Origin of the sequence: Pseudomonas sp. JDS08PS003, assembly GCF_045013505.1 — a bacterium.
Classification (GTDB): Bacteria; Pseudomonadota; Gammaproteobacteria; order Pseudomonadales; family Pseudomonadaceae; genus Aquipseudomonas; species Aquipseudomonas protegens_B.
This window is the reverse complement of record NZ_CP120724.1, coordinates 2400144-2417117: the sequence shown is the minus strand read 5'-3', so window position 1 is coordinate 2417117 and position 16974 is coordinate 2400144. Positions and strand designations below refer to the sequence as shown.

At 56.6% G+C, this 16974-nt stretch carries 17 protein-coding genes and 4 tRNA genes; 7 read left to right on the top strand and 14 right to left on the bottom strand.

What is annotated here, in order from left to right; genetic code table 11:
* Positions 1 to 28 precede the first annotated feature (28 nt).
* Together P7C00_RS11085 and P7C00_RS11080 are read left to right on the top strand one after the other, a co-directional pair.
* Entirely contained in the window at positions 29 to 298 is a 270-nt protein-coding gene (locus P7C00_RS11085) for a DUF1654 domain-containing protein (protein WP_102863635.1), read from the top strand.
* A 4-nt stretch (positions 299 to 302) separates the two neighbouring features.
* On the top strand, positions 303 to 992 hold the full coding sequence (locus P7C00_RS11080) for an endonuclease I family protein (RefSeq protein WP_346631682.1): 690 nt from the start codon (positions 303 to 305) through the stop codon (positions 990 to 992).
* A 52-nt stretch (positions 993 to 1044) separates the two neighbouring features.
* On the opposite strand, the gene P7C00_RS11075 is transcribed toward P7C00_RS11080, so the two are convergent.
* Positions 1045 to 1401 carry an SPOR domain-containing protein gene (locus P7C00_RS11075; RefSeq protein ID WP_346632066.1) on the bottom strand — a complete coding sequence of 119 codons (357 nt, stop codon included), beginning with the start codon at positions 1399 to 1401 and terminating at the stop codon, positions 1045 to 1047.
* A gap of 264 nt (positions 1402 to 1665) precedes the next feature.
* On the opposite strand from P7C00_RS11075, the gene csrA reads away from it, so the two are divergent.
* A complete protein-coding gene (csrA, locus tag P7C00_RS11070) occupies positions 1666 to 1860 on the top strand; it encodes a carbon storage regulator CsrA (RefSeq protein WP_007920550.1) in 195 nt (64 codons plus the stop codon).
* 238 nt (positions 1861 to 2098) lie between these two features.
* Here csrA and P7C00_RS11065 read toward each other — a convergent pair whose 3' ends face one another.
* From P7C00_RS11065 to P7C00_RS11050, 4 genes are all read right to left on the bottom strand, one after another.
* A complete protein-coding gene (locus P7C00_RS11065) occupies positions 2099 to 2530 on the bottom strand; it encodes a VOC family protein (protein ID WP_346631683.1) in 432 nt (143 codons plus the stop codon).
* A 237-nt stretch (positions 2531 to 2767) separates the two neighbouring features.
* A complete protein-coding gene (locus P7C00_RS11060) occupies positions 2768 to 4234 on the bottom strand; it encodes a carbohydrate-binding protein (RefSeq protein WP_404938928.1) in 1467 nt (488 codons plus the stop codon).
* A 45-nt stretch (positions 4235 to 4279) separates the two neighbouring features.
* The gene (locus P7C00_RS11055) at positions 4280 to 4909 is read right to left on the bottom strand and encodes a lytic polysaccharide monooxygenase auxiliary activity family 9 protein (protein ID WP_346631685.1); all 630 of its coding nucleotides are present in this window, start codon (positions 4907 to 4909) and stop codon (positions 4280 to 4282) included.
* 346 nt (positions 4910 to 5255) lie between these two features.
* Positions 5256 to 5606 (bottom strand): hypothetical protein, encoded by a 351-nt coding sequence (locus P7C00_RS11050; protein ID WP_346631686.1) that lies wholly within the window; start codon positions 5604 to 5606, stop codon positions 5256 to 5258.
* A 309-nt stretch (positions 5607 to 5915) separates the two neighbouring features.
* Here P7C00_RS11050 and P7C00_RS11045 point away from each other — a divergent pair, with 309 nt between their 5' ends.
* From P7C00_RS11045 to P7C00_RS11035, 3 genes are read left to right on the top strand one after another with little or no spacing between them, the layout of a single operon-like run.
* The gene (locus P7C00_RS11045) at positions 5916 to 7049 is read left to right on the top strand and encodes an RNA ligase RtcB family protein (RefSeq protein WP_346631687.1); all 1134 of its coding nucleotides are present in this window, start codon (positions 5916 to 5918) and stop codon (positions 7047 to 7049) included.
* Entirely contained in the window at positions 7049 to 7675 is a 627-nt protein-coding gene (prfH, locus tag P7C00_RS11040; protein ID WP_404938925.1) for a peptide chain release factor H, read from the top strand. Before P7C00_RS11045 ends, prfH begins: the two co-directional genes overlap by 1 nt.
* 39 nt (positions 7676 to 7714) lie before the next feature.
* Positions 7715 to 8029 (top strand): 2OG-Fe(II) oxygenase, encoded by a 315-nt coding sequence (locus P7C00_RS11035; protein WP_404938923.1) that lies wholly within the window; start codon positions 7715 to 7717, stop codon positions 8027 to 8029.
* Between the two features lie 970 nt (positions 8030 to 8999).
* On the opposite strand, the gene P7C00_RS11030 is transcribed toward P7C00_RS11035, so the two are convergent.
* Positions 9000 to 9434 carry a hypothetical protein gene (locus P7C00_RS11030; protein WP_404938921.1) on the bottom strand — a complete coding sequence of 145 codons (435 nt, stop codon included), beginning with the start codon at positions 9432 to 9434 and terminating at the stop codon, positions 9000 to 9002.
* Positions 9435 to 10558: 1124 nt separating this feature from the next.
* Positions 10559 to 10635, bottom strand: a tRNA-Val gene (locus P7C00_RS11025).
* A gap of 187 nt (positions 10636 to 10822) precedes the next feature.
* On the opposite strand from P7C00_RS11025, the gene P7C00_RS11020 reads away from it, so the two are divergent.
* Entirely contained in the window at positions 10823 to 12106 is a 1284-nt protein-coding gene (locus tag P7C00_RS11020; protein ID WP_404938919.1) for an NAD(P)/FAD-dependent oxidoreductase, read from the top strand.
* A gap of 209 nt (positions 12107 to 12315) precedes the next feature.
* Here P7C00_RS11020 and P7C00_RS11015 read toward each other — a convergent pair.
* From P7C00_RS11015 to P7C00_RS10985, 7 genes are all read right to left on the bottom strand, one after another.
* A tRNA-Asp gene (locus P7C00_RS11015) sits at positions 12316 to 12392 on the bottom strand.
* A 101-nt stretch (positions 12393 to 12493) separates the two neighbouring features.
* A tRNA-Asp gene (locus P7C00_RS11010) sits at positions 12494 to 12570 on the bottom strand.
* Positions 12571 to 12629: 59 nt separating this feature from the next.
* A tRNA-Val gene (locus P7C00_RS11005) sits at positions 12630 to 12705 on the bottom strand.
* 126 nt (positions 12706 to 12831) lie between these two features.
* Positions 12832 to 13605 (bottom strand): SDR family oxidoreductase, encoded by a 774-nt coding sequence (locus P7C00_RS11000; RefSeq protein WP_404938917.1) that lies wholly within the window; start codon positions 13603 to 13605, stop codon positions 12832 to 12834.
* A complete protein-coding gene (locus tag P7C00_RS10995; protein WP_404938915.1) occupies positions 13602 to 14813 on the bottom strand; it encodes an O-succinylhomoserine sulfhydrylase in 1212 nt (403 codons plus the stop codon). The genes P7C00_RS11000 and P7C00_RS10995 overlap by 4 nt, the downstream gene beginning before the upstream one ends.
* A gap of 36 nt (positions 14814 to 14849) precedes the next feature.
* Positions 14850 to 16355, bottom strand: a complete 1506-nt coding sequence (gene purF, locus P7C00_RS10990; protein WP_346631693.1) for an amidophosphoribosyltransferase — start codon at positions 16353 to 16355, stop codon at positions 14850 to 14852.
* Between the two features lie 41 nt (positions 16356 to 16396).
* Complete coding sequence (locus P7C00_RS10985; RefSeq protein ID WP_025130180.1) at positions 16397 to 16954, bottom strand: CvpA family protein; 558 nt, start codon at positions 16952 to 16954, stop codon at positions 16397 to 16399.
* Positions 16955 to 16974 lie beyond the last annotated feature (20 nt).

The window sequence follows — 16974 nt, the reverse complement described above, 5'->3', positions numbered from 1 at the left end:
TGCGAAATGTCCTACAGTTAAATACTGTATACACGTACAGCTTATTAAGGATTGTTCCGTGGCCACGACCCAAACGCCCCTCAGCTCCTACGAACGCCTGGGAGTACGCATCCAGAAAATCATCAACTCCCCTACCGCACAGAAAGCCAAGGCAGCCCTGATTTTCCGTCTCGCCGATGAGCCTCAGGACGAGTGGGAACGGCTCCTGGAGGAAATCGCCGAGAACGACAACGTCACCCTCGCCTATCGCGACGATGGTGGCGTGCAAATTTTCTGGGTCGTACCGAAGGAAGACTGAGTTGATGAGTGTCCGCTGTTTTGCCGTACTGCTGTTTTTCGTCACCTTCACCGCCCAAGCCGATGCCCCACGCACCTTCAGCGAAGCCAAGAAAGTTGCCTGGAAACTCTATGCCCCTCAATCAACCGAGTTCTACTGCGGCTGTAAATACAACGGCAACCGGGTAAACCTCGCCGCTTGTGGCTACGTACCGCGCAAGAACGCCAAGCGCGCAGAACGCATCGAATGGGAACACATAGTGCCGGCCTGGCAAATCGGTCATCAGCGCCAATGCTGGCAGCAAGGCGGGCGCAAGAACTGCACCCGTACCGACTCGGTTTATCAGCGCGCCGAAGCCGACTTGCACAACCTGGTACCAAGCATTGGCGAAGTGAATGGCGACCGCAGCAACTTCAGTTTCGGTTGGCTGCCGGAGCAATCGGGGCAATATGGCTCATGCCTGACCCAGGTGGACTTCAAGGCCAAGAAGGTCATGCCCCGCCCTTCGATTCGCGGCATGATCGCCCGCACCTACTTCTACATGAGCAAGCAATACGGTCTGCGCCTGTCGAAGCAGGATCGACAGCTCTTCGAGGCCTGGAACAAAACCTATCCGGTGCAGGATTGGGAACGCCAACGCAATCAAAGCGTGGCTTGCGTGATGGGGCGCGGAAACGAGTTTGTCGGAGCCGTCAACCTCAAGAGCTGCGGCTGACCCAGAAGCGCCCCCTGGATACGGGCGCCTCTCGATGTGGCGGGAAGAGGATTTACTGCGCAGCCTGGTGCTCGATGACCGTGACATCGATGTCACGTTTCTTGGCCTTCACGAGTTTCTCGACCACTTCAGTCTTTTTCGCCTCGGCCTCGGCCTGGGAAGCAAAAGGCCCGAGCAGCACCCGCTTCTTGCCTTCCACGGTCACCACATTGGACATGATCCCGTGCTCGATCAGCCAACCGGTGAGATCACTTACCGCCAGGGGCAGTTCGCTGCCCACCCACACATCCCATTGCGGCGTGGTGGAGGCCTGAACCGGCTGAACCTGCGCCGCCGCTGAAGCACTCTTGTTCGCCTCGACTTGCTTGCCTTCGCCGCAACCGGCCAATGCCAACGCCGCCATCATCATCGCTACTGTGCGCACAACCTACCCCTAGAAAGTCTGAGGCGGCGATTTTAGCACTCAAGGCACGAGAGACCTCGTCACAAAATCAGGTCGAAACAGGAAGAATGATATTTATTGGCTCTGTATAGTTGCGCCTTGGGAATTAATAGATCGTATGCGCGTCAGAAAGAGGCACCCACTCAGTGGAACTTCGCACTAATCTATACCTAAGACCGACCTCTGCACTGTTTGAATCTGGTGCCCTACAAAGCCATCAAGGAGAAGATCATGCTGATACTCACCCGCAAAGTCGGTGAAAGCATAAACATCGGTGACGACATTACGATCACCATTCTTGGCGTCAGCGGCCAACAGGTCCGCATCGGTATCAACGCGCCAAAAGACGTCGCGGTACACCGCGAGGAAATCTATCAACGCATTCAAGCCGGACTGACCGCCCCGGACAAACGCGAAACCCCATGAATCCAATGAGCACCCGCTCCCTGCCTGTGCCCAACAGCTGGCGCGGCGCGTGCCCTGTTTGCCTTGAGCTTCTCCCACAGAACACCTGCATGCTCTGACCGGATTGCGGCTACAACAGATTCCCGCCCACTGGATTATCGTCAAGCACTGACTATCGCCCTTTTCTGGCAAATAACCGACCGCGGCCTCCCGGTACGCGGCGCCTCAGCAATGCAGGCGTCGCACCGGGGTTCGGCGGTCAGGCGCTGACCACTGGCTTGAACCCCAGACCCTCAGTGAACCGCAGCAAGTAGCCGTCCGGATCGAGCACTAGCAGGTTCAATTCACCGTGCAGCAACTCATCATGCCGGTACCAGCACTCCTGGATCTCCCTGCGCAGGGCGAAACCGGCATGCGCCAGAGCGGCAGCCAGTTGGCGAATGTCCGGGCACTCGATGGACAAGTTCATGCCTCGGCCAAAAGGCGCCTGCAAGGGGCCGACGCGCCACGCGGACTCCTCCTGATCATCCTGTTCCAGCATCAACTGAGCGCCATTGAAAGAGAGAAAAGCAAAGAAGTGTTCCGGACGCTGATACTCCACCTTGAAGCCGAGGGTATCGCGATAGAAAGACAGGCTGCGCTCCAGGTCCGTGACCAGCATTTCCGGAACCAGGTTATTCATTTGAAACATCGCAAGCTTCCATTGCTCATTGATCGAGCCGCGAGACTACTCCCAAGCCGCCCCCAGGTGCACCCCCGCTTACCAATGATTACAACTGGGCCAAAGTCACACCCCGCGCCATGCCCACACACCTGCCGCCGGTCAGCCATGGACAGCCTTCAGGAGACAAATAAAGGCGACCCGCATTCGGATCGACAACATCCGTGCGGGTCGCCTTGCCATTGAGCAGAACAATGACGTCACTGCTCAGCCATGACGCTCCAGCAACACCTTGCTCCACAGGGTGAAAGCCACCGAGGGCGTCCATGCCGGGTTTGAAGTGTGCTCTTGAAGGCAGAGATAGCGATTACCCTCATAGCTCACCCCGTCCTCCCGGAGATAGCGCTGGTTGGTACGCCACTCAGGGAAACTCGGATCGACGACGCCACCCGCGGTCCTGACACTCAGGCTACGACTGGGCAACGATTCACGACCCTGAGTATCAGTGGCCGTGACGAAGTAGCTGTACTGGGTATCGGCACTCAACCCTTTGTCTTCGAAGCCCAGGGAAGTCGCCTGCCCCACTGCATTGCCATCGCGGTACAGGGTGTAGAACTCCACCGGACGCACACCACTGGAAGCGCTCCAACTCAAACTGACGCTACTGCGACTGGTGCCCACCACCTGCAGATTGCCCGGCGCCCCGGGACGCTCAGGCTCTGCGCCATCGCCATGGATCAGCGGCGCATAACGGTTACGGAACTCCCAGTTGTACTGCACACCCTGCCGGCTGACTCCGGCATCCCAGTTCACCGACCAGGTCATCAAGCCCTTGATGGCGTGACCAGCATCCTGCAGGCGCTTGAACGCATTGCTCACAGCCGCAGAATCGATGACATAGCCAGTGGCCGCAGCATCGACGTTGCTGGGCAAACCGATTACCAGCTTGTCCGCCGCAACTCGGGTGTAACCGCGAGAGCCCGAAGCCAGGCTATCAGTCAGGTAGAACAGGAAGTCCTCCTTCATCTGATCATTGTTCTGGGCAATCCATGCACCCTGCCCGCCGTTGGCCTCCTGCACCCAGAGTCCATCGCCACCCTGGTTGTAGTATTGCGGTGCGACAAAGTCGTAATAGCCCTCCAGGGCTTGCAGGTAAGCCACGTACTTGCCGTTGCTGGTCAGGTACGGAAACTCCGGCGCCATGCTGATGATGAAATGCTTGCCCTGGCCTGCATAGTGATCCTTCACCAGCTTCAAGGCTGCCGGCAGCACGCTCTTGTTGTCGGCGTAATCAATGGCACTCTGCTCCAGATCGATATCCAGACCATCGAAGCCGTATGTCTCCACCAGGCGGATGATTTCGTTGGCCAAAGGCTGCTCGTTGCCCTTGTGCAACTCGATATGCGCATCGGCACCGCCCAGGGAAATCAGCACGGCCCGCCCCTGGCTGTTAAGCACACCGACCTGACGCCGGAACTCGGCGTCCGAGAGGTTGTAGGGCTTGAAGGTGGGAATGCCGTTGCCTTTCATGAAGGCTACCGCCACCACGTTGTATTCCTTGGGGACATCCAACAGGTTCAGGTTGGCAAACTGCCCCTGCTGATAACCATCGGCAGGACCGGCGGCCCAGTTATGCCAGAAACCCATGAGGATCTTCTTGCCGGCAATGCTCGGCATCATGGATGCCGCATCTGCTGCTTGACTCTTGATTAATGCAAAGTCGATTTTATTCACGCTCTAATCCTTCAGAACTGTTAAAGGGTGCTGTACGACCGAGACTTACTTGAAGTCCAGATCGAAGGCCTGATAAAACCCGTTTCCAGTATTGGCGACAACCCACACCAGCACCACAACATGGTGGCCTTTCTTGTTTTTTGGCAGCACAACTTCATGATTAGTTTTGGCCTTCAATACCGAGCCGAACTTGTCGAATGGAACTTCGGTATAAAAATCCTGATAAAAAGCCTGAGGCTCCAGCTGCGCGCGACTGATGCGCTGCTTAGGGTCCCAACCATCTTTAGTGATGAACCAGCTGTAGCCACGAGTGACGTGAGGCGCGGTGTACTCCCATTGCACCTGGAATACCTGGCCGGGGTCCACATTGAGCAGCGGCCAGCTGAAGGCACGATTGATTTTCTTCGACATTTCCTCGTTGGTGAAGTTGATGCAGTCGCGCTCATCCACCTTGCCACCACTGAGAATGTGGCCATCTGCGGGTGGTACGGCGCTCCCTACATCGCTGTCGTAAGGTTTCGGGAAAGGCCCGGCGGTCAGAGCCGGGAAGTTTTTCCCGCCTTCCATTTCATTCACCTGCCAGGTTCCCAGCAATCCCAGCTCTACAGCAACCGCACCACGACTGGAAGGCGAAACGACGCGACCATGTTTAAGTTGAGCTTGTGGCTTGTTCATATATTTCACTCCATTGATTAATTAAGTCTTGCTCCTTGTTGAGCACCTTTAACTTAGCGCACTTTTCTCGACTTTTTTCATCACGCCACAAACTAACCATTCAGAACAATTTGCACAACTCAGCGCCAGCCCTATTAAACCCTAGACTTCGTTATTTGAACTGACACTTTAAAGAGTCAATGTATTACACGCTTTTCTACACTAAAACTCATACTTTCTACCGAGATAAAATATCAAGCCGCACAACTTGCGTTGAAAACACGACACCCAGAAACAACAAAACCCGGCGATTGCCGGGTTTGCTGCCAGAAAGGCTGAGTGCCTGCGCCTGAAGCGCTGCCTGGGCTTACAGACAGGTCGCCAACGCCGCCAGTCGACGCTTCGAAACAGAGTTGTCCTCGATCGCGAAATAGTGGACAGCGGTGCCCGAGGGCTCGGCCTTGATATCCACGAAGACTTCCGCAGAACGGGTATACACCGTATATCCGCCTACCTTGCCAGGTTGCAGGTAGGCCGCCGCATCCACACCAAAGACCGCTTCATCCTGCCAGGCGAACTGTACGCATTGCGCCACCAGTTGATCGGCCTTGGTCGAGGTCAGGGTCTTGTTGGGTGTTCTTGTCCGGGCATCGTCCATGGTGGAACTCGCACAGCCAGCCAATAACACTGCAACCATCACTGCCATCAAAACCCGCATGCTGCCACCTCGTCCATAAAACGCGAGAGTATCGCTTACACGGCGGGAAAAAGCCGTTTGGGCAGAAGAAAAAATGCCGCGAGGCCAGATGCCTTTTGTTTACAAACCCCATTGCCAGGCCTCAGGCAAAGGATTAATCTTCGCGCCCCTTCCCACACTTTTGCCAAGGAGATCCACCATGCAACAGCTGATCACCCCTTGCAGGACGTGCCTGGTTTAAACGCTGTATCCGCTACCCGTTAGCGTCTTCGCTTAACCCCGTTCCGTCCTGCCACTACCTGAATATTTTTTTCCAATCAGGAATTGGACATGGACACTTGCATCCGTCATTTGTCGAATGGCGTCTCTCTTATCGCCTCCGACACCACCTGGATCGAAGACAAAGCGCTCCAACAACTGCACACCACCGCCCAACTACCCGGCATGCGCCAGGTTGTCGGCATGCCGGACCTGCACCCAGGCCGGGGCTACCCGGTGGGTGCGGCATTTTTTTCCACCGAGCGGGCCTACCCGGCCCTGGTGGGCAATGACATCGGCTGCGGCATGGCGCTGTGGCAAACCGACCTCTCCAGCAGCCGCCTCAACCTCGACAAGCTGGAAAAGAAAATTGGCAATATCGACCTCCCTCTGGATGAACAGTGGGATGAAGAACGAGCGCAACTGGGACTGCCCCTCACCGGCCACGAGCACTCACTGGGCACCATTGGCGGCGGCAATCACTTCGCCGAACTGCAGCAGCTCGATCAGGTGTATGACGCCGCAGCCTTGCAGGCTCTGGAACTGAATCCAAAAACCTTGTTGCTGCTAGTGCATAGCGGCTCTCGAGGCCTGGGAGAGGCCATCCTGCGGCGCCATGTGGATCAGCACAGGCACAACGGTCTGGAGATGACCAGCGCCGCTGGCATCCGGTACTTGCAAGAGCACGACGAAGCCCTGCGCTTCGCCGAAGCCAACCGACGACTGATTGCCGAACGCCTGCTGCACAACCTACGAGCCAAGGGGCACGCCACTCTGGACATCAACCACAACCTGGTGTCCCCGGCGAATATCGATGGCGTCGCGGGCTGGCTGCATCGCAAGGGCGCCACACCATCGGACCAGGGTCCGGTGGTCATTCCGGGCTCCCGGGGTGACTACAGCTACCTGGTACAGCCCAATCCGACGCCTGTCAGCCTGTTCTCCCTGGCCCACGGCGCCGGACGCAAATGGCTGCGCAGCGACTGCAAGGGCCGGCTGGCGACCCGCTTCAGCTTCGACCAGCTCAAGCGCACTCAACTGGGCAGCCGAGTGATCTGCGAGGACCGCGGATTGATGTACGAGGAAGCACCCGAAGCCTACAAGAGCATCGACAGCGTAGTCGGCAGCCTGCGGGACGCCGGCCTGGTACAGATCATCGCCCGGCTCAAGCCGGTACTGACTTACAAACGCCGGGGGTGCTGCTGATGCTGCTCTTACAACTGTCCTCTGCCCAGGGGCCTGCCGAGTGCGAGCTGGCGGTGACCAAGGCTTTGCGTCTCCTGTATCGCGAAGCCGAGGCACAAGGCGTACTTACCAGCCTCGTCGAGCAGGTAGCTGGCCACGCCCGGGACACCCACAAGTCGGTCCTGATAAGCCTCGATGGCGAACAGGCTGCAAGACTGGCCGAACGCTGGACCGGCACCCTGCTCTGGACCTGCAAGAGCCCGTTCCGGCCTGGACACAAACGCAAGAACTGGTATTTAGCCGGACAACTGTTCAAGACTCCACAGGACAGCATGGACGGCCAAATCCGCTTTGAAGCCATGCGCGCCTCAGGTCCGGGCGGGCAACACGTGAACACCACCGACTCCGCCGTACGCGCCACGCACCTGGCAACCGGAATCAGCGTCAAAGTGCAGTCCGAACGCAGCCAGCACGACAACAAGCGCGTAGCACGCCTGCTAATCCTGCAGCGCTTGGCAGATCGGCAACAACAATCCGAGGAAGCACTGCGCCTGCAACGCCGCGACGCCCACCATCGAGTGGAGCGCGGCAACCCGGTACGCAGCTTCAACGGCAACGGATTCACCCCTCAAGACCACGTGCCATAGGATAATCACTCCGAAGTCCTCGGAACCATCACTTATGCAATGCAACACCCTTCGGTCGTCAATAAAATCGCCTCACTTCTGGGATTTGAAAATATAGTCCCAGACCCGACCCTCTATGTCGGAGGGCTCTCAACGATGTTTAAAGACGACTTCTTAAACTCTCACATTGACAACAGCCATGACAGCTCGAGAAATCTTTACCGACGCTTAAACTTGCTTTATTACGCCCCTCCAGACTGGACACTTGAAAGTGGAGAAAACCTTGAGCGCTGGGATGACAAAGTAAAAACCCAAAAGACTATTACTTCAAAACTCAATCGACTAGTCGCAACGGAAACAAATAAAACTTCCTGACACTCAGCCAGCGGAGTAAATATCGATTTTCCACGCTGCTGCGTTTCAAATTACTACTTCTCTAAAACCGCTCCGGATAGTGACGAACACTTTCACGTTACATCTTCCAATGGAAGGCCCACTGAGACTGAGCGCCGGATAATTATCATCCTTGATAATAACGCAAGAAATATTGTATCCAAGCCCCTTAAAATTGGACGAGAATAAGAACCAGGCCAACAACACAAGAAAAATTGATAACTCATACCTCCTGAATCCAGCCGCCAAGTCCACTCTCACCATAAAGCGCATGGCGGCAAATACTGTTAAAAAGCCACTACAACCAGCCCAAAGACGAACAGCAGCAAAACGATGATCTGCTTACTAAAGCTCCCCGCCCTCGAACTGAGTTCAAATGGATTACTGAAGAGCGGGCATCTTTAAAAGCTCGCTGCGGACATTACCAAGGAGCGCAACCGAAGCAGTCCTTTATCATGCGCACTCCAATAGACACATTTAGCTGACGCTCAGGAGCAATCCTAATGGTTATCACATCTGCCTGAACCACCATCTACTCACAGTAGAGGCAACGAAAAACTGCCAGATTCAATCAAACATTCGTGACCGGAGAGCGAGCGGATTCTATGGTTTGCAATCGAATTAGATACGCAGTATTTCCCTCTGTCCGCCGAGGAGGACCACAACGTCGACGCCCCACTGCATCGATCTCGCTATTCCAGTCTCGCGCTACCCCGACAGCAGGTGAAGCAAGGGTGCGCGGGCTGTCAGTGTTGATTCAGTTCACTGCACCATACGGCTCTCGACATCTAGATCTTCCCGAGGGCTATCCTGGATACAGACAGATAAAAAACACAAAAAAGCCCAGTTCGATGACTGGGCTTTTTTAAACTTCATACTGAGGCAACCAAACAAACTGCCTTACAAGCAAAAGCAATCTACCTGTAGTTTATCTACGCTGTGACTACGCTCCTCACAATTTCTGGCTCACCTGAATGAATGTCTTGCACTTCAGAACCGCACCATTCATTTCAAGAGCAACTTCGTATTCCCACCTACCCGTTTTACTCCGCGACTGGATCTGACCGCGAAAGTGATGATCGCCAGGGCTCTTTATTTCCATTGGCACGCAGATTTCTTCGGCAATCATCGGCCCGGAAAAGCTGATGATTTTTACATGGTTCTGAGGCACAACCGGGGCCACACGCCAGTTGACGAACTGCCCATTCAGACAGGCTGTAATGAGCCCTGACCGGCCTTCAGAAACAGACCCTGAGCTTTTATTATTGTCTACCAAATATGCATTATCTTGTAGGTTTTTCGTTGCCAAAGCATTCTCAACATCCACCACAACCAAGACATTGATATCTTTGAAGCCAGCAGCGTTTCCAGTATCAACATTCGCCATAACAACACTCCTTTTGTATAAGTTATCCGCCTAACTCCATTCAAACAATCCTGACGGAAACTTGAGAGTAGCACTTTTTCTTGAAAGCAAATTTATCGACAGCTGTCAAAAAACCTAACTTACCGCATCAATCATTGTGCAAATCTGTACCAAAAGCGGATCAGATAGTGCCTAAGCACTAAAGCAGAGCTTTGCTCAAATAAATTAGTAAGCCATCACCTAGATTGTCGATATCAAAAACTCGACCAACGGCGCCAACATCACCCCGCCCAGCAAATATATAAGACGAAGACAGACTGCCTTAGCACTGCGCTATCGGCTTATAAGTATCCAGATCGCCTGTGAGGCCGACTTTGCCGTGGATGAATTTCAGGTAATAAAAACCCGGCTCAATGTTCGGGTTCGGACATACGTGCGCGTGTCGCGTTACTTGTGCGCCATGGGAAAGCTGATCATCGACGCCGCGACCTCGCCGCCCTGGCTGAAGCGTGCAATCCGCCTCCCCTAGCCAGCCTTCAGCGCCGGGACGACATCGTGACCTGGCTGAAGTCGGCTGCCGACATAGAGAAGAACACGCCAACCGTTTCGCCAGGAAAGCCCCAGGACAATGAAAACCCTGCGCACCTCAAAATCACCATGGACGCTGAGCTTCGGGACGTGGTCAGGGAATGCCTGCGCTCGCAACTGGGCTCGCCATACCCATCCACTACAAGCCCAAGGCCCGCCGGCGGGAACAGATCGACGCCAAGAACCACTAGACGTCGGTCACACCTGACTACCCGACCAAGAAGCGCAGTAAAGCCAGGGACGCAGCGTACGCACATGACCAAGTTCCAGCCGGTGAGCGCCCCACTTTTCATCAGATCCGGGCACTGGGCGCCTGGCTGTATGAGCAGCAGCAATTCCCCCAGGAATACATCCAGACGCTTATGGGCACTCGGACGAGAAGATGACAAAACACTATCAAGAGGGGCACGGCGAAAAGAAGATCAAGTACCTGGAGGTAGGCGCCGAATTGGCGTTCTGAGGTGGGCGTTTTGCAAAGCCTTGAAAATCGCTGACAACAAAAAAGGGCCCACCTTTCGGTGAGCCCTTCTAGACCGCCCAGCAGAGCGGATTTTGTTTGGTAGGCGCGATTGGACTCGAACCAACGACCCCCACCATGTCAAGGTGGTGCTCTAACCAACTGAGCTACGTGCCTGCTGTGAGGCGGCATTCTACGGAATTCCAAAGGGGTGTCAACACCTTTTTTGCAGCTAAGCCTATGAATATGCGAATTTTTTAATTCCGGGGCTGCGAAGAAGTTTTTCTTCCTGTCTGGTAGCGGATTTTCAACTCAGGTAGCATCGACGCACTCGTAAAATATATTAAACACATGAGGTCGCAGGATGGCGAACATTCCTTACCCACAGTCCTATTACGCTGCTTCCGCCAATGCGGCCCCGGAACGCCCACAATTGCAAGACGAGGTTGAAACCGACGTCTGCGTGATCGGCGCAGGTTACACCGGCCTGTCCAGCGCCCTGTTTCTTCTGGAAAACGGTTTCCGGGTGACCGTGCTCGAGGCCGCCAAGGTCGGCTTCGGCGCATCCGGCCGCAATGGCGGACAGATCGTCAACAGCTACAGCCGCGACATCGATGTGATCGAACGCAGTGTCGGTCCCAAGCAAGCACAACTGTTGGGCCAGATGGCGTTCGAGGGCGGCCGTATCATCCGCGAGCGCGTCGCCAAGTATCAGATCCAGTGCGATTTGAAAGATGGGGGCGTGTTTGCCGCACTGACCGGCAAGCAGATGGGCCACCTGGAGTCGCAAAAGCGTCTCTGGGAGCGCTATGGGCACACTCAGCTGGAGTTACTGGACGAGCGGCGGATTCGTGAAGTCGTAGCCTGCGACCAGTACAAGGGCGGCATGCTCGATATGAGTGGCGGCCACATCCACCCACTGAACCTGGCCCTGGGTGAAGCGGCTGCCGTGGAATCCCTGGGCGGGACCATTTACGAACAATCCCCAGCAGTACGCATCGAACGAGGCGTCAGCCCTGTAGTGCATACCCCGCAGGGTAAAGTCCGCGCCAAGTTCATCATCGTCGCCGGCAACGCCTACCTGGGCAACTTGATTCCAGAGCTGGCAGCCAAATCCATGCCTTGCGGCACCCAGGTGATCACTACCGAGCCCTTAGGCGATGAGCTGGCAGCCAGCCTGCTGCCTCAGGACTACTGCGTCGAGGACTGCAACTACCTGCTGGACTACTACCGCCTCTCCGGCGACAAGCGCCTGATCTTCGGCGGCGGAGTAGTGTATGGCGCCCGTGATCCGGCCAATATCGAAGCGATCATCCGGCCGAAGATGCTCAAGACCTTCCCGCAGCTGCAAAACGTGAAGATCGACTACGCCTGGACCGGCAACTTCCTGCTGACCCTGTCGCGCCTGCCACAAGTTGGCCGCCTGGGAGACAACATCTATTACTCCCAAGGCTGCAGCGGACACGGCGTGACCTATACCCACCTGGCGGGAAAGGTCCTGGCAGAGGCCCTACGCGGCCAGGCAGAGCGTTTTGACGCCTTCGCCGACCTACCCCACTACCCTTTCCCTGGAGGCCAGTTGCTGCGCACCCCATTCACGGCACTAGGAGCCTGGTACTACAGCCTGCGAGACAAGTTCGGTTTCTGATAAAAGACCTTTCTGCGCCCCAATAAAAAACCGCCCAACAGGCGGTTTTTTTATGCTCGGACATTGCCACTCAAACAGCACAACCACCCCACGCTGATCGCAAAAACAAAAAACCCCGGTCTTTCGACCAGGGTCTTTGCTATCGATGCGAATCAAACCAAAGGCTTGTTCCGTTGCCTCAAGGTGTTCAGTGATCCTTGAGGCTGATATGGCGCAGCGGACGGGACTCGAACCCGCGACCCCCGGCGTGACAGGCCGGTATTCTAACCGACTGAACTACCGCTGCGTATCGCTTGGACTTGCGTCCATGTGAACCGTTTAAATCGTCTGACTAAAAAGCCTTAAAACTTTTCAGTCTCAAACCAGGTAAGCCTGATCTGGAAAATATGGCGCAGCGGACGGGACTCGAACCCGCGACCCCCGGCGTGACAGGCCGGTATTCTAACCGACTGAACTACCGCTGCGCGTCGGTTGGAGGCTTCCGTGGAAGCTTCCGTCTTTCTTGCGAAAGACACTCAGGAAATGGTGGGTGATGACGGGATCGAACCGCCGACATTCTGCTTGTAAGGCAGACGCTCTCCCGGCTGAGCTAATCACCCTTTGCTTCGCTGAGGCCGCGAAATTTACGCAGGTAACGAAGCTAAGTCAATAGCAGGCTTGAAGTTTTTTTAAAAAAACAGCAGCAAGCGACACGCTGCGAGGCTCAGGCAAAAGCCGAGACCGCATCATCCTTGATAAATCATTTTCTTGGTCATACCACCGTCCACCACGAACTCTTGGCCAGTAACGAATCCCGAGTTGCGCGACAACAGCCAGGCCACCATCGCCGCCACGTCTTCCACCGTCCCCACCCTGCCCGCTGGGTGCTGGGCATGATCCGCATCAGACAATGGTTCGGCACGTCGCGCTGCCGGATCACGAGCATCGATCCAGCCAGGACTCACTGCGTTGACCCGGATTTCCGGCCCCAGGCTGATTGCCAGAGCGTGAGTCAAGGCCAGCAAACCACCCTTGCTCGCCGCATAGGCCTCGCTGTCGGGCTCTGATTGCCGAGCACGGGTAGAAGCCAGATTGACGATAGAACCGCCATGGGCACGCAGATAAGGCGCGCAATGCTTGGCAAGCAGCATGGGCCCGCCAAGATTCACCGCCAGCACCCGATTCCAATAGGCCAGATCCAGGCTTTCCAGGGTAATGTTGTGGGGGTCGGCCACCGCAGCATTGCAGACCAGGGCGTCCAGGCGCCCGAACTGCCCCAGTACCTCAGCCACTCCCTGAGCCACCTGAGTTTCATCAGCCACGTCCATAGTGATGAACCAGGCGCTTTCACCCAGCACCTTGGCCACCTTGGAACCCCGCTCCCGATCCAGGTCGGTCAGCACCACTTGCCAACCTTCACTGATCAGCCAAGCAGCGATCCCCAGGCCAATGCCCCGCGCCGCGCCGGTGACCAGCGCAACACGACCATTGCCGCCTTGAGGCGTGGACAACTCGATCACAAGGCTGCCAGACCGCGAGCCAGGTCGGCCTGCAGGTCAGCCACATCCTCCAGCCCCACCGCAATGCGGATCAGACTGTCACGAATACCGGCAGCCTCGCGTTCCTGAGGCGCGAGACGCCCATGGGAAGTGGTGCTCGGATGGGTAATCGTGGTTTTGCTGTCGCCCAGGTTGGCAGTGATCGAAATCAGCCGAGTCGCATCGATAAAGCGCCAGGCGCCCTCTTTACCACCCTTGACCTCAAAGCTCACCACCGCACCGAAGCCACGCTGCTGACGCTTGGCCAGCTCGTGCTGCGGATGACTGGCAAGACCTGCGTAGTGCACCTTCTCGACACCGTCCTGCTGCTCCAGCCATTGCGCCAGGGCCAGGGCATTGGAGCAGTGGGCACGCATCCGCAGGCTCAGAGTTTCCAGGCCCTTGAGGAAAACCCACGCATTGAACGGACTCAGGGTCGGCCCTGCAGTACGCAGGAAACCCACCACCTCTTTCATCTGTTCGCTGCGGCCAGCCACCACACCGCCCATGCAACGGCCCTGACCGTCAATGAACTTGGTCGCCGAATGCACCACCAAGTCCGCGCCAAGCTTCAGCGGCTGCTGCAACGCAGGGGTACAGAAACAGTTGTCGACCACCAGCATCGCGCCCTTTGCATGAGCTATCTCGGCCAGCGCAGCGATATCCACCAACTCGGCCAGGGGATTGGATGGCGACTCGACAAACAGCAGTTTGGTGTTGCTCTTGATTGCCGCATCCCAACCGGACAGTTCCGCCAGGGGTACGTAATCAACCTCAACACCAAAACGCTTGAAGTACTTCTCGAACAAGCTGATGGTCGAGCCGAATACACTGCGCGACACCAGCACATGATCCCCAGTACTGCAAAGGCTCATGACCACCGAAAGAATGGCCGCCATGCCGGTGGCCGTGGCGACTGCCTGTTCCGCCCCCTCCAACGCTGCGATTCGCTCTTCGAACGAGCGCACCGTGGGGTTGGTGTAGCGCGAATAGACGTTACCGGGGACCTCGCCAGCGAATCGCGCAGCCGCATCGGCGGCTGTACGGAACACATAACTGGAGGTGAAGAACATCGGATCACCGTGCTCGCCTTCCGGCGAGCGGTGTTGGCCGGCGCGCACCGCCAGGGTATCGAACGCTACGCCTTCAAGGTCGCTATCCAGCCGACCGGCATCCCAATCCTGACTCATGCCGCCTACTCCTAATGTCTTCTTAAATGCTCTGGATCAGTTGTTGTACAGATCGATGATGGCGCTGACCGCCTGAGTCTTGGCCTTGGACGCATCATTACGAGCGCTCTCGATCTTGTTCAGATAGGCCTCATCCACATCGCCAGTGACGTACTTGCCATCGAACACGGCGCAATCGAAGCTCTCGATCTTGATCTTGCCGCCACCGACCGCTTCGATCAGGTCCGGCAGGTCCTGATAGATGAGCCAGTCGGCACCAATCAGGTCAGCCACATCCTGGGTCGAACGATTATGGGCAATCAGTTCGTGAGCGCTTGGCATGTCGATGCCATACACGTTCGGGTAGCGCACAGCCGGGGCCGCCGAGCAGAAGTAGACGTTTTTCGCACCAGCTTCACGGGCCATCTGGATGATCTGCTTGCAGGTGGTGCCACGAACGATGGAGTCGTCCACCAGCATCACGTTCTTGCCACGGAACTCCAGCTCAATTGCATTGAGCTTCTGGCGCACGGATTTCTTCCGCGCAGCCTGGCCCGGCATGATGAAGGTACGACCGATGTAGCGGTTCTTCACGAAGCCTTCGCGGAACTTGACCCCCAAGTGGTTGGCCAGTTCCAGCGCCGCGGTGCGGCTGGTGTCCGGAATAGGGATCACCACGTCGATATCGTGCTCTGGACGCTCGCGCAGAATCTTCTCGGCCAGCTTCTCACCCATACGCAGGCGCGCCTTGTACACCGAGACACCATCGATGATCGAGTCGGGGCGAGCCAGATAAACGTGCTCGAAGATGCACGGAGTGAGCTTTGGATTGGTCGCGCACTGGCGGGTGTAGAGCTTGCCCTCTTCAGTGATGTAGACCGCCTCGCCGGGCGCCAGGTCGCGGATCAGGGTGAAACCCAGCACATCCAGGGAAACGCTTTCCGAGGCAATCATGTACTCCACGCCTTCGTCGGTATGACGCTGGCCGAAGACGATCGGACGGATACCATGGGGATCACGGAAACCGACAATGCCGTAACCGGTGATCATCGCTACCACTGCGTAGCCACCGACGCAGCGGTTGTGCACGTCAGTCACCGCGGCGAACACGTCTTCCTCAGTAGGCTGCAGCTTGCCGCGCTGGGCCAGCTCGTGAGCGAACACGTTGAGCAACACCTCGGAGTCGGAGTTGGTGTTGACGTGGCGCAGGTCGGACTCGTAGATCTCCTTGGCCAACTGCTCGACGTTGGTCAGGTTGCCGTTGTGCGCCAGGGTGATGCCGTACGGCGAGTTGACGTAGAACGGCTGAGCCTCGGCCGAAGTCGAGCTGCCCGCAGTCGGGTAACGCACATGGCCAATACCCATGTGACCGACCAGACGCTGCATGTGCCGCTGCTGGAACACATCACGAACCAGGCCATTGTCCTTGCGCAGGAATAACCGGCCTTCATGACTGGTCACGATACCGGCAGCGTCCTGGCCGCGGTGCTGGAGGACGGTTAGCGCGTCATACAGCGCCTGATTGACGTTCGACTTACCGACGATACCGACGATGCCACACATGCGACGCAACCCCTACTTAATGAAACTGAACTGAACACATCTTACTGAGGCGTTTTGGCCGGTAAGAGGTGCTCCTTGAACGGTATATCAGCGGGTACGCTGATACCGCTGGCCAGCCACTGACTGCTCCACCCCAGAATGAGGTTCTTGGACCAGTCTGCAACCAATAGAAATTGTGGCACCAGTCGCGACTGTTGCCACCAGGAATCCTGCTGAACCGGCCCCAGGCTCAAGAGCCCGACTGCCACGACCACCAGCAACGCGCCACGCGCCGCGCCGAAGGCCATGCCGAGAAATCGATCGGTCCCGGAGAGGCCGGTGACGCGAATCAATTCGCCGATGAGATAGTTGACCATTGCCCCCACCAGCAAGGTGGCGACAAACATGATTGCGCAGCCCGCGATCACGCGAGCCGAAGGAGTTTCGATATAACCGCCGAGGTACTCGGACAGTGAGCCACCAAACATCCAGGCAACGACTCCTGCGATGATCCAGGTAAGCAACGACAAGGCTTCTTTGACGAAACCGCGGCTCAAACTGATCAAAGCGGAGATGGCGATTATTGCAACGATCGCCCAGTCAACCCAGGTAAATGGCACAGTGCAGCCTACAGACGGAT

Excerpts from the sequence above, each read along its gene's own strand:
- P7C00_RS11080 (WP_346631682.1), top strand. The coding sequence starts at position 303 with ATGAGTGTCCGCTGTTTTGCCGTACTGCTGTTTTTCGTCACCTTCACC.
- P7C00_RS11075 (WP_346632066.1), bottom strand. The coding sequence starts at position 1,401 with ATGATGATGGCGGCGTTGGCATTGGCCGGTTGCGGCGAAGGCAAGCAA.
- csrA (WP_007920550.1), top strand. The coding sequence starts at position 1,666 with ATGCTGATACTCACCCGCAAAGTCGGTGAAAGCATAAACATCGGTGAC.
- P7C00_RS11065 (WP_346631683.1), bottom strand. The coding sequence starts at position 2,530 with ATGTTTCAAATGAATAACCTGGTTCCGGAAATGCTGGTCACGGACCTG.
- P7C00_RS11055 (WP_346631685.1), bottom strand. The coding sequence starts at position 4,909 with ATGAACAAGCCACAAGCTCAACTTAAACATGGTCGCGTCGTTTCGCCT.
- P7C00_RS11050 (WP_346631686.1), bottom strand. The coding sequence starts at position 5,606 with ATGCGGGTTTTGATGGCAGTGATGGTTGCAGTGTTATTGGCTGGCTGT.
- P7C00_RS11045 (WP_346631687.1), top strand. The coding sequence starts at position 5,916 with ATGGACACTTGCATCCGTCATTTGTCGAATGGCGTCTCTCTTATCGCC.
- prfH (WP_404938925.1), top strand. The coding sequence starts at position 7,049 with ATGCTGCTCTTACAACTGTCCTCTGCCCAGGGGCCTGCCGAGTGCGAG.
- P7C00_RS11035 (WP_404938923.1), top strand. The coding sequence starts at position 7,715 with ATGCAACACCCTTCGGTCGTCAATAAAATCGCCTCACTTCTGGGATTT.
- P7C00_RS11030 (WP_404938921.1), bottom strand. The coding sequence starts at position 9,434 with ATGGCGAATGTTGATACTGGAAACGCTGCTGGCTTCAAAGATATCAAT.
- P7C00_RS11020 (WP_404938919.1), top strand. The coding sequence starts at position 10,823 with ATGGCGAACATTCCTTACCCACAGTCCTATTACGCTGCTTCCGCCAAT.
- P7C00_RS10995 (WP_404938915.1), bottom strand. The coding sequence starts at position 14,813 with ATGAGTCAGGATTGGGATGCCGGTCGGCTGGATAGCGACCTTGAAGGC.
- purF (WP_346631693.1), bottom strand. The coding sequence starts at position 16,355 with ATGTGTGGCATCGTCGGTATCGTCGGTAAGTCGAACGTCAATCAGGCG.